General features: G+C 60.1%; 12 protein-coding genes and 1 pseudogene. 7 read left to right on the plus strand and 6 right to left on the minus strand.

Annotated features, from left to right (window positions below):
* The 4 genes and pseudogenes from AC5E6N_RS14165 to AC5E6N_RS14180 form a co-directional block, all read right to left on the minus strand.
* Window positions 1-448, minus strand: a pseudogene (locus AC5E6N_RS14165) (hypothetical protein); the annotation flags it as partial.
* Window positions 448-2,001, minus strand: coding sequence for an undecaprenyl-phosphate glucose phosphotransferase (locus tag AC5E6N_RS14170; RefSeq protein WP_491748415.1), 1,554 nt, complete (start codon window positions 1,999-2,001; stop codon window positions 448-450). The pseudogene AC5E6N_RS14165 and the gene AC5E6N_RS14170, both read right to left, overlap by 1 nt.
* An 88-nt stretch (window positions 2,002-2,089) precedes the next feature.
* Window positions 2,090-3,226: a glycosyltransferase family 4 protein gene (locus tag AC5E6N_RS14175; protein ID WP_491748416.1), complete on the minus strand. Its 1,137-nt coding sequence runs from the start codon at window positions 3,224-3,226 to the stop codon at window positions 2,090-2,092.
* 20 nt (window positions 3,227-3,246) lie between these two features.
* Window positions 3,247-3,780 (minus strand): polysaccharide biosynthesis/export family protein, encoded by a 534-nt coding sequence (locus AC5E6N_RS14180; protein ID WP_491748433.1) that lies wholly within the window; start codon window positions 3,778-3,780, stop codon window positions 3,247-3,249.
* A 267-nt stretch (window positions 3,781-4,047) separates the two neighbouring features.
* Between AC5E6N_RS14180 and AC5E6N_RS14185 the strand changes: the two genes are divergently transcribed.
* A complete protein-coding gene (locus AC5E6N_RS14185) occupies window positions 4,048-6,432 on the plus strand; it encodes a Wzz/FepE/Etk N-terminal domain-containing protein (protein WP_491748417.1) in 2,385 nt (794 codons plus the stop codon).
* Between the two features lie 41 nt (window positions 6,433-6,473).
* Here AC5E6N_RS14185 and AC5E6N_RS14190 read toward each other — a convergent pair whose 3' ends face one another.
* Window positions 6,474-7,643, minus strand: a complete 1,170-nt coding sequence (locus AC5E6N_RS14190; RefSeq protein WP_491748418.1) for a GNAT family N-acetyltransferase — start codon at window positions 7,641-7,643, stop codon at window positions 6,474-6,476.
* Between the two features lie 158 nt (window positions 7,644-7,801).
* A complete protein-coding gene (locus AC5E6N_RS14195) occupies window positions 7,802-8,020 on the minus strand; it encodes a DUF2842 domain-containing protein (RefSeq protein WP_491748419.1) in 219 nt (72 codons plus the stop codon).
* Window positions 8,021-8,293: 273 nt separating this feature from the next.
* On the opposite strand from AC5E6N_RS14195, the gene AC5E6N_RS14200 reads away from it, so the two are divergent.
* The 6 genes from AC5E6N_RS14200 (at window position 8,294) to AC5E6N_RS14225 (ending at window position 15,324) form a co-directional block, all read left to right on the plus strand.
* Window positions 8,294-9,652: a GNAT family N-acetyltransferase gene (locus AC5E6N_RS14200; protein ID WP_491748420.1), complete on the plus strand. Its 1,359-nt coding sequence runs from the start codon at window positions 8,294-8,296 to the stop codon at window positions 9,650-9,652.
* Between the two features lie 9 nt (window positions 9,653-9,661).
* Window positions 9,662-10,384, plus strand: coding sequence for a DUF8692 domain-containing protein (locus AC5E6N_RS14205; RefSeq protein WP_491748421.1), 723 nt, complete (start codon window positions 9,662-9,664; stop codon window positions 10,382-10,384).
* The gene (locus tag AC5E6N_RS14210; RefSeq protein ID WP_491748422.1) at window positions 10,381-11,637 is read left to right on the plus strand and encodes an ATP-binding protein; all 1,257 of its coding nucleotides are present in this window, start codon (window positions 10,381-10,383) and stop codon (window positions 11,635-11,637) included. The genes AC5E6N_RS14205 and AC5E6N_RS14210 overlap by 4 nt, the downstream gene beginning before the upstream one ends.
* The gene (locus tag AC5E6N_RS14215; RefSeq protein ID WP_491748423.1) at window positions 11,634-12,800 is read left to right on the plus strand and encodes a lipid II:glycine glycyltransferase FemX; all 1,167 of its coding nucleotides are present in this window, start codon (window positions 11,634-11,636) and stop codon (window positions 12,798-12,800) included. Before AC5E6N_RS14210 ends, AC5E6N_RS14215 begins: the two co-directional genes overlap by 4 nt.
* Window positions 12,797-14,119: a lipopolysaccharide biosynthesis protein gene (locus tag AC5E6N_RS14220; protein ID WP_491748424.1), complete on the plus strand. Its 1,323-nt coding sequence runs from the start codon at window positions 12,797-12,799 to the stop codon at window positions 14,117-14,119. The genes AC5E6N_RS14215 and AC5E6N_RS14220 overlap by 4 nt, the downstream gene beginning before the upstream one ends.
* A 128-nt stretch (window positions 14,120-14,247) precedes the next feature.
* Window positions 14,248-15,324 (plus strand): COX15/CtaA family protein, encoded by a 1,077-nt coding sequence (locus AC5E6N_RS14225; protein ID WP_491748425.1) that lies wholly within the window; start codon window positions 14,248-14,250, stop codon window positions 15,322-15,324.
* Window positions 15,325-15,332 lie beyond the last annotated feature (8 nt).

Here is a 15,332-nt window from a genome sequence, read left to right on the forward strand (position 1 = left end):
ACAGGTCGCTGGACGGAAAAAGCTGAAAATAGCTCAGAATGCCGACAAGCCCTGTTGTCAGCGCGCCCAATAGATAAGCGGTGAAGATCGGCTTCAAGCGGCTGTAATCCGCCTCGATAACCGCAGCAAAAAACACCGACGACAGGGCCAGAAACAGCGACACGGCCATATACAGGGTCCGGCGTGTGTCGAGTTCGTCAAGCATCGTCAGCGACAGCAGGCCGCCAATATTGAAGCAGAGCAGAATGGTCAGCAGCGTGGCGCTGTTCCTCGACAGCCGCAGGCCGAACAGGAACCATATGGCGATAAGCCCCGCCATGTAGAGCTCGTAGGGCGCCGGCTCGTAAAGCACAAAGCCGGACAGGAAGGCGCCAAGCGCCAGCGACCCCTTGGTCAGGAGGGTTGCGGCCGGGGGAGAAAATCCTTGCTGTGCGAGCGCGCCGGCCATCAATAGGCGTTTTCCGAACTGAACAGCCGGATCGGGGTCATCAGGAGAATCTTGAGGTCAAAGAGCAGCGACCAGTTCTCGATGTAATAGAGGTCGAAGGCGGTGCGTTGCTTGATCTTCTCCGCGTCGTCGATCTCGCCGCGCCAGCCGTTGATCTGCGCCCAACCGGTCACGCCCGGCTTGACCCGGTGGCGGGCGAAATATCCGTCGACCACTTCGGTGAAGACCGTGTCGTGGGAGCGGGCGTGGATCGCATGCGGGCGCGGGCCGACCAGGGACAGTTCGCCCTTCAGCGCATTGAAGAACTGGGGCAGCTCATCGATCGACGTGCGGCGGATGAAGCGGCCGACCGGCGTGACGCGCGGATCGTTCCTGGTGACCGGATTGATTGCCGTCGGATCCGACTTCTCCGTGTACATGGATCTGAACTTGTACACATTGATGATCTCGTTGTTGAAACCGTGCCTTTGCTGCTTGAACAGGACCGGTCCCTTCGAGGTCAGCTTGACGGCAATCGCCGTGACCAGCATGATCGGCGAGAATGCGACAATGCCAAGAATGCTGAAGAAGATGTCGAAGAGGCGCTTGGCAACGGAATCCCAGTCGTTTATCGGCCGGTCGAAAATGTCCAGCATCTGCACGGAACCGATATTGGAATAGGCGCGGGGCCGGAACTTCAGCTCGCTCGAATGCGCGGCGAGGCGGATATCGACCGGCAGGACCCACAGTTTTTTCAAAAGCTCCATGACACGTTTTTCCGCCGTCAGCGGCAGCGACAGGATCAGCATGTCGATGCGGGCGAGGCGAGCGAATTCCACGAGTTCCGACACGTTGCCGAGCTTCGGGTAGCCGGCGACAATGGCGGGTGACCTGCGCTCGCTGCGGTCGTCAAAAATACCGCAAATGCGCACATCGTTGTCCGGCTGCTGCTCAAGGGCACGTATCAGCTTCTCGGCGGCTTCACCGCCGCCGACGATCACCGCGCGCCGTTCCATTGTTCCGTCGCGGGCCCAGCGGCGGATGGCAAAAGCGATGAAATTCCTGCCAAGGGCGAGAAAAGCGAAACCGGACAGGAACCACGAGCCGAACCAGACACGCGAGAATTCCTGGCCGATTTTCATGAAAAAGGCCGCAGCTGTCAGCGTGGCAAAGGTAATCGTCCAGCAAATGAATATCTTGGGAAGGCTTCTTAAAGCATTGCGCAAGGAATGGACCTGATACGCATCGCTGATCTGGAACAGAAGCACCGCGAATATGGCGCCGGCGATCGAGGCAAATATGTAGGTGCTCGAATATCCGCCTTGCGGCGCGACATAGACCAGGCTGACGACGATGCCGCAGAGGCTGAGGCCGATGATCTCAAAAAGCCGCGCCATGCCGGTGATCATTACGGGGGAGAAACTCTCATCGCCCAGCTGGCTGGCGACCTGGGTCGCCAGTTTTCCAATCTTTTCAGACTGTTGATCCGATGAGTCAGTTGGCGTCTTGTCCGAGTCCACGACCTGATCGACGCCGTTGGTCTTTTTGGCTTCAATGGTTTGATATGCGGTCATGAGTCCAGCGGCATCCCTGACATTCGGGCACCACGGGTATCATAGAGCCGTTAATATTGTTTGACCGGGATGCGTGTCACCCGGGCGGTCACGCGATGCACTTTCTGTAGAACGCCACAATCTCGGCTGCCATGTTTTCCGCCGAGAAACGGGCCTTCAGCTCATCCTTGCCGGGCATCTGGCGCATGAGAGCCTGTGGTGCGCTGATTGCCTCCGCCATGGACCGTGCCAGAGCTTCAGCGTCGCCGGGCGGGACCAGGGCCTGGCTGTCGGCGCCGAATATTTCAGGTATGCCGCCGACGTGTGTCGCAATGACGGGCCGCCCCGCCGCCAGGGCCTCAAGGACCAGATAGGGCAGGGACTCCGCCCTGGAGGGCACCACCACCGTCTTGCCGCGACGAAGAGCATCCGCAATCGGCATCGCATGCTCCAGCGTGACGCGTTCGCTTTGGCCCGAAGCCTCAAGCATCCGCCGATAATCGTTCTTTTCGTCGCCATCGCCGATCATGACGGCACTCAGCGGCCTGCCGGCCAGGACCTCAGCCTTGCCGAGCGCCTCGATGAAGATGTCGGGTCCCTTGAGGCTGCGCATCATGCCGACATAAAGGAAGTCCGCGGCGTCATCCGCAGGCGAAACGTTGTCAAACTCCGGTTCGTGCAGGCCGTTGTAGACAAGCTTGTTCGGCGTTCGCGGTTTGCCGATCTTGTCGATATAGGCCTTGCGCTCGTAGTCGCTGACAAATACCAGCCCGTCGGTGAGGCGCTCGAGGAAGCGTTCGAGCGCAAAGTAGAACCGTCCGGACACTTTGGAGCGGCTGTAGTGCAGGCTGCCGCCATGCGGGGTGTAAAGGCGGGCTACGCGAGACCTTGAAACCCGCAACTGTGAGCCGACCAACCGGGTCATCGCGCCTCCCTTGGCGCCGTGACCATGGATGATGTCAGGCTTCAAACTCTTGATTTCACTCATGCATTTGAGTGCCGTCACAATATCTCCGGGACCGATGGAACGGTGCATGGGAACCCGGGTCAGGCCGAGGTCGAGATACGGCCGGACGCTGTCGAACAGCGCATCCTCATGGGCTCCGCCGGTGATGCTGTCGCACAATATTCCTATCTTGTGTCCGGCCTCATGATGGTATCTGACGAGATCGCGCACATGTCGGAATATGCCGCCGACGGGAGAGCGGAAACAATGCACGATGCGCAGGGAACCGTGATCCGACATCAAAGCCTTGACCCTTGCCGTCAGAAGAGGCGCTCGCGGACGTAGATGGTATCGCCCGCCAATATGGGATCTGAAATCGTCACGCGTCCGGTCAGGACATCGCCCTTGACCTTTCTTGTGATGTCGACATTCGATTGATTGGCGCGGGCCGTGAACCCGCCGGCGATCGCAATGGCGTTCTGCACGTTCATTCCCGGGACGTAACTGTATTGCCCGGCCGTATTGACCTCGCCCAGGATGAAGAAAGACCGGTGCTGATCGACCTGGATCGAGACGTCCGGATCGCGCAGGTAACCCTGGCGCAGCTTGCCGGCAATTTGAGTCTCGAGTTCGGACACGGTCTGGCCGCGGGCCGCGACAGAGCCTATCAGCGGGAATGCGACATGACCGGCCTGGTCGACCACATACGTGTTTGTCAGGTCTTCCTGTTCGAAAACCGTGATGCGCAGATTGTCTCCGGAATCCAGGCGGTAGGGCTGGATCACGGCCTCATGGAAGGCCTGCGGCGCGGGCCGGTAGCCCGAACAGCCGGCCACGACGAGGACAAGCCCCATCAGAAAGGCAACGGCTGTGTTTTTTCGTATTCCAAACACCATTTTGAGCGAATACTCTTTAAGGGAGCAATTATTGAACGGTTTCCGTTATCGGCCGGTTAAGGTTAATGGCGGGTAAAGTGCTGGACATTTTCGCGCCCGCAACTGCCGAATTATCGTGTTCGGGCGTAGTTGGCTGATTTTATTAATGGAATATGAAGACGGGCTTAACCCTTATGTTACCATGTTCATTTACTTGTTCGACCGACTGAAGTGGAGTGATTGCCAATGCCTGATTCGCAGTCGAGCGGCAGTGATGTAGATATCGATATCGTGCGATTGTTCGTTGCCGTGTGGGAGCGGCGGATCGCTATTGTTTCCCTGCTGCTTATTGTCAGCGTCGCGGCGTTCGTTCTTTCCGGGATGTCCTCGCCGCGCTACCGGGCGGAGGCGCGCATTCTGATTGAATCGCGCGAGTCCCCGCTTACCAGTCCTGATCAGGTGAACAGCGGCCGGGCACAGTTCCTTGACGAGCAGGGGATCGCCAGCCAGGTCGAGATCATCAATTCCACAAATCTGATCAAGTCGGTCGCCGATCAACTCGATCTGGTGGACAATCGCGAGTTCAGCTCCGCTGCGAAACCCTCGCTTGTCGAGAGCCTTCTCATCGAGTTGGGGTTTGAGAAAGACCCGTATGATGCATCGCCGGAAGAACGCTTGATCGAGCGGTTTCGCGACCATATGACGGTTTATCAGGTGGATAATTCGCGGGTTATCGTCGTCAGCTTCTGGTCCATCGACCGGCAGTTGGCGGCCCGGGCCGCCAATGCGATTGCGGAAACCTATCTCGCATTGCAGAGCGGCGCCAAGATCCTGGACAATGCCGACGCGACGGCCTGGCTGGAGCCGGAGATCTCCGATCTGCGGGAAAAGGTGCGCGAAGCCGAGGCGAAGGTCGCTCAATTCAGGGCCGATTCCGGTCTGCTGCTGGTGGACGACACGGAAACGCTCGCCACACGTCAGCTTTCGGAGATATCGTCGGAGCTCAGCCGCGTGCGCGGGGAGAAGGCAGAGGCCCAGGCGCGCGCCACCGCTGTCAGAAATGCAATCGAAAGCGGGCGTCCCTCGGAGGATTTCGCCAATCTCGTCCAGTCCGATGTCATTCAGAGGCTGCGGGAGCGTCAGGCGGCGGTGCAGGCGCAGATCGCGGATCTTTCCGTGACGTTGCTCGACCGGCATCCGCGGATCAAGGGCCTGCGTTCGCAGCTTAACGATATCGACAAGCAGATACAGGCAGAAACGCGCGGTTTGCTGAGGACCTTTGAAAACGACGCGGAAATCGCACAGTTGCGCGAGGATGAGCTGAATCAGCAGCTTGGTGAGCTGAAACTGGATTCGGCACGTGCCGGAGGCGATGAAGTCGAATTGCGGGCGCTTGAGCGCGAAGCCACGGCGCAGCGGGAGTTGCTCGAAGTCTATCTGAGCCGCTATCGGGAGGCGGCGTCGCTTTCGGACCGGGGCAATCTGCCGGCGGATGCGCGCATTATCTCCGAGGCGCTGGTTCCCACGAAGCCGTATTTTCCAAAACCGGTTCCGGTCGCGATCATTGCCGGGCTGGTGACGTTCCTGCTTTCGTCCATTGCCGTCATGCTGTTTGAGCTGTTTTCGGGCCGGGCGCTCAGGCCGGTTGACTACGGAGTGGTCGCCGTCGCGGACGGGCCGGCGACGGGGAACCCGCCCGTTGCCGATCCGGCGCCGAGCGCCGTCGTGCGCATGGAACCGGAGCCGAACATCGACGCGCGGGCGGAACCGGTGCCATATGACGACAAGCCGGCCGGGACACTCTCGGAAGAAGTCGTTCCGGATGCAGCGGTGCCCGAAACGTCCCGTGAAGAGGCCGAGGCTCCGTCTGAACCCGAAACCGGTGACGGATTCGCCGTGGAAGCCGACGTTCGGGCAGGCGCCGCGGAGCCTGATCCGCACACGGCCGAAGCCGGTGCCGAAGCACCCGTTGCCGCCAATGACGATGCCTCCGTTGAGGACGAACCGGCCGCCGGAGAGGGCATTATCGATGATCATCAGTCGGAGTACAGCGTCAGCGCGATAACCGGTCATCTGATTGCCGCCGGCACACGCCTCGCCATTATCGTGTCCCCTGAGGGTGACAAGGGATCGATGACGTCGGTCATGCTTGCGCGCATGCTGGCAAACGAGGGCCGCCAGACCCTGCTTCTCGATATGACGGGATCGGCCTGTCCGAGCCGCATGATGGTGCCGCATCCGGATCTTCCGGGCGTCACCGATGTGCTTGTCGATGACTGTACCGTTCCCGAGGCGCTGCATGCCGATCGTCTGTCGAATGCGCATATCCTTCCGCAAGGAACAACGGATCCGGTCGTCGCGATGCAGAATGCGGACAAGCTGCCCGAGGTGGTCGGTGCGCTGACCAAGGTCTATGACATCGTCATCGTCGAATGCGGCCCCGCCAACTCGGCGGGCGTCAAGCGTCTTCTCGACGGGCAGGATGTCGAGATGATCTTCTCGGTCGTGCAGCCCGACGATGACCTGATGGTCGAGTATCGCAACGATTTTTATGCAGAAGGTTTTCAGAACCTTTTGATGATGAGCCCCGGCGCGGGCGCGCCCGGCAGTCCCGACCGAAGCGCGGCCTGAATAGACCCTTGCAAAAGCTGCGGTTCAAAGGCCGGCACGTTTCAGCGGTTGGTCACCCATAGCCGGATGGCCTTGGCCAGTCTGAAAACGGCCGGGTGGTTCTTGGTGAAGCGTTTGAGATCGATCGACAGGCGGGCGGCCAGCGCGCCGACCTGCCCCAGGGGCGTCATCGCCAGGAACGTGTCGTAATGGGCCGTTTCCACATTGCACCAGGAACGCTTGAACTGTTCGTCGCCGACACCGAAATCAAAGGTATGCGCGCCTGATTCGCAGGCATCGCGTATGACCAGATAAAACAGCAATTCGCCCGGGCTTGCTGCCTCCGTCGGTCCGGTCGCAATGGAACTGAACTGGCAGATCACGTCACGGCCCTTTGTCGACAAGGCGGCGATCGCGCACAGAGAACGGTCGCGGTTACGCAGACGGATTCCATACATCTCGATCATTTTTCGATCCTGGCCGATGCTTTCCTCGGCGAGGCGATGGAAATAGGATTTCACCTGCGGATCGTCAAAAACGTCCGGCAGGCCCAAAAAGGCGAAACGCGCGGATTTCTGTTCGAAAAATTCGTCAAGCAGATCGCGTGCGTCCTCGGCTGTGCGGGCGCGGACATAGTCATATCCGCCCATTTCATCGAGGCGGCGCTCGGAGATGCGGAATTTCTTTCTGCGCCGTTTTGCGTTGCCTCGGGCGAGGACCGTCTCGAAGCCTTCATTCAGGGCCGTCTGGAATGTCGGGTTCTGGTTTTCGACTTGCGGCCAATGGGAAAACGGATGAACGTAGCCATGCCAATGTCCTGGCTGCCGGTCGAGAAAAACATAGTCGACGCCGAGCGGCAACGCGGCGATCTGCTTCCTGATCGCCAGCATTGTGGCATGATTGGCGTCATCCAGGAAATGCGTGGAGAAGATCCCGAAATTCACGTTGTTGAATGGCGTTGCTATATATCTGGCGATCTTGAAAGGACCGCTGCGGGTTGCGTATAGCGGCAAGATGAACGCGGTCTCGCCCGAATGCGCGCCGGATGTATAGGCCGCGGTGATGATAAGCGGCTGCACGCCGGTCTGCCCGATCCAGGCGCGGCACCAGTCATATGTCTGATGAATGCTGCACTCGGGAGCAGCCTCAAGCGCCCGCCAAACAGGCTCGAGAGGTTCGATTTCCCTGGTGCATTGAATAGAAAAACTGGTCGCCTCAACCGGTTTTCGCATCAATCAGTTCCCATCCCCTTTTTCCAGATGTCAGCGCGGCCGACCGCGTCAGGGCCGCCTATCTGCGCGAACAAGTGGAACCATCGTCAGTGCTACACTAACCGATTGAACTTAAAAAATTCTGATTGATGCGAATTCTGGTTAAGGCGGGGTGCCGTCTAGCGGCCTTTGCCGCTCTGTGGCCGCTCCATCCAGCGGATGATCGCCATGGCGGGCAGAATCCAAATCAGACCACTCAAGAGGAAATACAAAAGATGCACCCACCACGGCGATTCCGCCAGCCTGTAGGTCGCAATGGTGGTCGCCAGCAGCGCGTAGAGCACCACCAGCATGACCAGGGCAAATGTTCCGACGAGTTTGCGGAGGCGTAAAGGCATGCTTTCTGCTCTTCCTCTTTCCATTCCTCAACTACAGAATTTGCCGCTGCGATCAAGTCCATGGGTCGTTATGGCGCATCGGAATTCGACCCACCGCAGCCCTTATCGGGCACGGTTCGAAACGGATATTCTTTCGTTAACCCAGTTTGGAGTTTTACGGCCGCAGTTTACCATTGTGGCACGCGAATGCCGTAAAATCGCAACATCTTGAATAGGAAGGTGTTTCGGGTTCGATAGCGGGGCGCTCTCGAACTGCGGTCCAGGGAGCCACATTTGTCATTCGACACGGCAGATATCAGCCCGGTTTCAGACGGGAGACGGCCGGCGACCGAGCCGCGCCGGATGGATATCGGCTTCCTGTCCGGATGCCGCTACTTCGCCTATGAGGCGATGGAAGACGTCGCGGGTCTTTGGGCCGATCTGCAACGCGATTGTGTCGGCACGCCGTTCCAGACCTATTCCTGGGTAAAAGCCGTCGTTGCCGCGGACTGTCCGAACGAGGGCATCGGGGGAACCAGTTGCTTCCGGCCGCTGTTCGTTGTCGGCTTTATCGAAGACAAGCCCGTCGTCATCCTGCCGCTCGCCATTCGTTATGCGATGACCGGCAAACTTCTGACCTGGCTCGGTGACAGGATATCGGACTACCACGGGCCGATGGTCGACAGGGCCTATGCACCGCAATTGCCGGACAACCTGATCGAGGCGATCGCGTCTCTGATTCATTCGGCCATTCCGCAGATCGATGCCGTGCACCTGACCCGCCTGCCGTCCTGCGGACCGGATATCGCCAAGTCGTCGCGGCCTGAGGCATCGGTTCTCGCCGCCGAATACAGCTCGCATACCCTGGCGCTCAGGAAAGACTGGAAGGGTCTTTACGCGGCGACGCGCTCGTCGAAGTCGCGCCAGCGTCTGCGCTCCAAGTACCGGGCCTTCAAGGCTTCGGGCCGGGTGAGTTTCCGCAGGGTTCGCGGCAGGGAGGAGTGCCTGACGGCCGCAAGGCAGATCCTGGACTGGAAATCCGCCCAGATCGAAGAGGCGGGAAGGCGCAGCCCCTTTGGAACCGATAAAGCGCCCAGTGCGACCCGCAGGGCGATCGAGGCCGCGCTGAGCGAGACACGGGACACGTCGCTGAGGGTTTACGGTCTTTTCAGGGACGATGAGCTTGTTGCTGGCATGCTGGCATTCGTGTCGAGCCGGGTATTCTACTATTATGTTTCGGCCTATTCGCCGCAACTCGACAGCAAGTTCTCCGCCGGCATCCAACTCCTGACCAAGACGATAGAGCTTGCGGCGCGGGCGGGCTGTAAGACCTACGACCTTTTGATCGGCGACGAGAAATACAAGAACGACTGGTCCGATACCGATGTGGCGCTTTACAATTATACCCGCCCGTTCTCATTGCGCGGACGGCTGATCTGCACTCTTCTGCATGCACGCTTTTCCCTGAAAAAGAGGATCATGCATACGCCGTGGCTCGACGATTTCGGTCGTTCGACGGTCAAGGCCGTGTTCGGGCAAACCGCCCGCAAGGCCGGCGCCATTGCGGCCAATGAGCACGGTGCCGGCAAAGCGGACCAGACCGCCCTGGTGGAAGCCACCCATCCCGTTCAACACAAATCCTCCGTCAAGTGAGCGGGCGCCATGTCTGGAACCTTGCAGAACATTCATAGTCGCATTGGCGTCACCGTCAGGGTTCACCTGGACGGCGGTGATGATTATCCGCGCATGCGTTTGCCGGATATCGACTGGGTGATCCACCTTGGCACGATTTTGTTGTCTGTCCTGATTTTGGCGCCGGTCATCATCCAGCCCTGGATCGAGCCGAAATGGTTGTTTCTTGACCCTCTGACCGCCGCGGAACTCTCCGAGAATTGCTGCCGTTCCTATTACGGCTTCATATCGCTTCTGGGCGTGATGTTGTGGGTCGCGGCGGCGGCGATCTGCCTGTTTGCGGCGGTGCTGCTGCTTGCCGCGCGCAGGGCCGGCGAGGTCCTGACCTTCGCGCTGTCCGCCGGACTGCTGACGGGCTGGCTGGCTCTCGATGACGCTTTCCTGCTGCATGAGCGGGTTCTGCCCGGACTGGGTATTCCGCAAAACGCCATCCTTGCCGCCTACGTGCTTCTTGCCATCGCCTATCTGATCGCCAATTACCGCATCCTCCTGGCCAGCGACTTCTGGTTGCTGCTGGCCGGCGGAGGCGCCTTGGCTTTCAGCATGCTGGTGGATGTCGTGTTCCACAGCCTCGACCCGAATATGGTGCTGCTTGAAGACAGCATGAAGTTCGTGGGTATATGTGCCTGGGCCGCTTTCCATATCAGTGCGATGGCAAAAATCCTGATCCTCGACCGCGGGGGCAGGATATGACTTCGACACCCGTGACAGAACCGGTTGCGCTGTTGTTGGGCAATTACCGCCCGTCGCTGACACTGGCGCGCAGTTTGCGGCGACAGGGCTATCGCGTCGTGGTCGGATCGCACGGATGCGAGCGCGGATGCCAATACAGCAAGGCGGTTTCGGATATTTGGGACCATGCGCCGCTTGAGGCGACACCGGACAGGTTCGTTCAGGACCTGCGCCGTTTCCACAAGGACCATCCGGGCCTTGAGATCATATTTCCGGTGGCGGAGGAATATGTCCGCCTGATCGCGGATCACGAAGCGGCCTTTGCCGGGCTTCCGCCGATCGCCACCGTGGAGGCGGCGACGGTGCGCAAGTGCCTGGACAAACCTTACATGATGCGATTGGCGCATGAGAGCGGCGTGCCCACCGCGCCGTTTTCAACGAGTTCGAACGCCAAGGAGTTTTATGAGGCGGTCAAAAAGACGGGCTTTCCGCTGATCGTCAGGCCCTATGACTCCACAAAACGCCTTGACGGCGCGAAGGCGGTCTTCGTCGACAGCGCTGCCGAGGCGGAGCGGGCTCTCACCGAATACGGCCTCGGGCATCAGGTCCTGCTGCTTCAGAGAAAATTCGACGGCGTGCGGCACAACATCTACTTTGCCGCCGAGAACGGTGAGATCAAACGGCGACTCCATGCGGTCATCGACCGGACGGACAGCCCGGACGGGACAGGGCTTGCGGTGGAGGGCCGGACGCTGACCACCGACCATCCGCTCGTCGAACAGACAGCCGCCCTTGTCCGCGCGCTCGGCTATACGGGTATCGGTTGCGCCCAGTTCCTGCTCGACGAAGCGAGCGGACAAAGCTCCTTCCTGGAAATCAATCCCCGGATCGCGGGCAATCATGCCTTGCCTGAATTCGCCGGCCTGGAACTCGGTGCGTTCATGCGCGACCTCGCTCTCGGCCGCGTGCCCGCGGCGGCCTGCGATGAGGGAAGGGCCGGTATCCGCTACTGCTGGACCAGTGGCGATCTCATGGGCGCGAAAGTGTGCTATTTGAAAGGCCGGATCAGCCTGCTTCAGGCGTTCGGCTGGATCGCGCGGGCCATAACCGTCGGTGCGCGCTCCGACGTCCACATGGTTTTCAGCCTGTCCGATCCCGCGCCGGCGCTGCATGCGCTCCGGGAGGTCGTTCCACGCCTTGCCCGCTGGAAACATCCCGTCGTTCCACCCCGACAAAATACGATCACAAATCATACTTCTGGAAAGTCGCCATGAACACGAACGTACATGCACGCATAACGACAGAGGCAAAGGCTCTCGGCCCTGATCCGGCGGCGGCCGGGAGCGGCCGGCGCGGCGTTGTTTCCAGCAGCCTGCGCGCACAGATCGTGTCGCCGCGGGAATGGGATGAGATCGCCATCGGATTCGCCGATATTTTTCCGGAGCAGACAGCGGCCTTCAACATTGCGCGGTGGGGGCCGGACCACATCGAATGCATCCGGTTCCTGAAGAAGGACAGAACCGTTGGCGGGGCGGTCGTCTATGTTCACGCGATCCCGTTGACCGGAACCGGCATCGCCATTGTCAAATGGGGCCCGCTGTGGCGGCTGAAGGAGCGGTCCGCCAACGACGATATGTATCGCCGGATCGTTCTTGCGCTGGAGGAAGAGTATTGCGGACGCCGCAACATGCACCTGACCATCGCGCCGCAGGCCGTGCCGCCCTATGACTCTGTGGCGCTGAAGGTGATGGAAGAGCTTGGATTTGACCGGGGTGCCGGCTTTGCCGCGCCCGAGCGCTACCTTGTCAATGTCGATCTTTCCGAAGACGATCTGATGGCGAGTCTCGATCAGAAGTGGCGTTACAACCTGCGAAAATCGCGGAAAAACGATTTTGATATCGCGTTTTGTGACGATGGACGCGGATTGCAGGAATTCCTGAAACTCTATACCGAGATGATGAGCAGGAAGCAGTTTCTCGACGCCTCTGCGATCGGTTCCCTCGAGGATTTCGTTCGAAGCTGCATCGACGGCATTCGGCCGTCCATTGTTCTCGTCTCGCATGAGGGAACACCGACCGCAGGCGGCGTGTTCTTCTCCTGTGGCGAGGTGGCAAGCTACATGTTCGGCGCGACGGACGGACGCGCGCTGCGCCTCAAGGCCGGCTACGCGATGCACTGGTGGCTCGCCGAACACTATTGCCGCAAGCCCGGGGTCAAGTGGTACGACCTCGGCGGCAACGATCTCGACGCAGGCCTGCACCAGTTCAAGAAAGGCATGGTCGGCAAGAGCGGCGGCATCGTCGAAGCGCCGCCGCGCTTTCATCGCGCCGGCTCCGTGCTTTCCAAAGTGCTGGGTTCCTCGGTGTTCCGGCTTCGCGACGGCATGTCCGCCATGGAGCGTTACAAGCATGCTCTCCTGCGAAAGGCCGGCCGGTGAAGCACGGCGCATTTCGCGGCTTCCTTGCGCGCTTCTCCATCCTGGTGTCGGGCCGTCTTGCCGGGGCGGTCGCGACATTCGCGCTCAACCTGCTGATCATCCGGTTGCTCGGTGTCGATGCACTTGCCGACTATGCGGTGTTCGTTTCCATATCCGGGGTTCTGGCGGTCTGCCTGTTCCTCGGGTTCAATTCGGTTGCCTCGTTCTTTGCCGCCGAATATCACAATTCCAAGTCCTTCGATCTCCTGAAAGGGTTTGCCGTCAGGGCGATCAAGAACGGTCTGGCGGTGATCGCCGTCCTGCTGGCGGGCTTCATCGTCTACTGGACCGTCTATCCCGTCGATGTCGGGTTTGACCATATCGTCTATCCCGGCATTGTCGTGCTGACCGCGGCGGGTCTTGCGACGCTCAACCTGAACAGTGCGATACAGGTCGGGCTGAAGCGGCCGCTGGCGGGTCTGCTGCCCGATACGCTGCTGCGTCCGGCAATCCTGATCGGCGGCGCCGTGCTGCTGCTCTACGGTCAATGGATAACCGACGTCTCCGGGATCATCGCCCTGGCCTGTGTCGCGGCCTGGCTGGCGGTGGCCGCGGTGCTGGTGTGGGATGCGAACTTCCGCGGCCGCTTTCGCGAATTCGAGGGACGCGGAGAGAGCGGGCGCTGGTACCGCGCGGCGTTTCCGTGGCTGGGCACGACGCTGCTTTGGGACCACATGATCGATCTCGTCATCCTGATCGCCAGCCTGATGGCCGGATCCGTCGAAATCGCGATCCTTCACATCTGTTTCCGTTATCGGGTGCTGGCCGGTTTCGGAATGCGCACCATCCATACGCTGATGATGCCGGAGATCACGGAACAGACCCTGCGCAAGAACGCTAGCGCCCTGCGGCGTAAGCTGTTTCTGACCAATATCGCGTCGATCGGCTATTCGCTTGGCGTCCTTGCCGTGTTCGCGGTCATCGGCCACTGGCTGCTTGGCCTGTTCTCGCGAGAGGTCGAGGCGGGTTACCCGGTCCTGCTCGCCGTTACGCTGACCATGCTGGCGCGGTCGGTGTTCGGTCCGGCGCCGCTTATCCTGGCCGTTCACAATCAGCACATGGTGACAATGTTCGTCAGCCTTGCCGGCCTTGCGGTGGCGGTCCTGTGGATGGTTCTGGCCTATCCGGAGCTTGGGATCATGGCCGCCGCGTCGGGCTATACCGCCGGCAATCTCCTCGTATCGGCGGTCCTGTGGCGATATGCGCGCCTTAAAACCGGCGTCGACAGTTCCATTTTTGCGGTATTGACGCCCGCCGGGACGAGCCTTGCCCTGAAGTGATGCGATAAACCGGCTGAAAGCGGCGCTCTGCCGATGATTGCGGGGTGATGAGGCAATATGGTCCTTGCCTTCGGCCGCACTCTGCTTCACATGTCCGGAAAATCAGTCTGTTGACGGGAAGGAAGTTCATGAGCTTTGCGGAGCGTTCGGATGTTGTGAGCAGGAACCGGATTGCCGTGCGCATCTGGCTCGGCATTGTCACACTCGCGATCTTTGCGCTTGTGATTGTGGGCGGAGCGACCCGTCTGACCGATTCGGGCCTTTCGATCACCGAGTGGAAGCCGATCCATGGTGTCATTCCGCCGCTCAGCGAAACCGAATGGCAGGAAGAACTGGAACTCTACCGCCAGATTCCCGAATATCAGCAGATCAACAAGGGTATGAGCCTTGATGAGTTCAAGTTCATCTATTGGTGGGAATGGGGGCACAGGCTGCTGGCGCGCGGGGTAGGGGTCCTGTTCGCGGTGCCGCTGCTGGTATTCTGGGCCGCCGGGCGCATCGAGCAGCGCCTGAAACTGCCTCTTTTGGTGATTCTGGCGCTCGGAGGGCTTCAGGGCTTCATCGGATGGTGGATGGTGACATCGGGTCTGGTCGATCGTGTGGATGTCAGCCAGTACCGGCTTGCCACGCATCTGACGCTCGCCTGCGTCATCTTTGCCGCAATCATATGGGTCTCAAGGGGGCTTGCACCGCACAGCAGCGACCGGGCGCCGTCCGCGGGCTCGGGCGGTTTCGCCGGCCTGATAATGCTGATGGTGCTGGTGCAGATCTATCTGGGCGGGCTTGTGGCCGGGCTTGATGCGGGTCTGGCCTACAATACCTGGCCGCTGATGGACGGGGCTCTTATTCCATCCAATCTGTTTACGGCAAGCCCGGTTCTGTCGAATTTCTTCGAGAATGCAAAGACGGTCCAGTTCACGCATCGGATGTTCGGCTATCTGTTGTGGCTGGTTGTGCTCTTCCATATGGTCGCGAGCCTCATCCGCGCGCCCGGGACCACCCATGCACGGCGCACCGTGGTGCTTTTCTGTCTGGTCACCGTTCAGGCCGTCATCGGCATTGCGACCCTTTTGCTGCAGGTGCCGATGTCATGGGCGCTTGTGCATCAGGGCATGGCGCTGGTCGTTCTGGCATTTGCCGTTGCCCATTGGCGGGCGTTCACCGGCAGCTATGACCTGCCCGCTCCCGCATTCCGGCACGCGTAAACAGCACC

The organism is Hoeflea sp. (assembly GCF_984452065.1).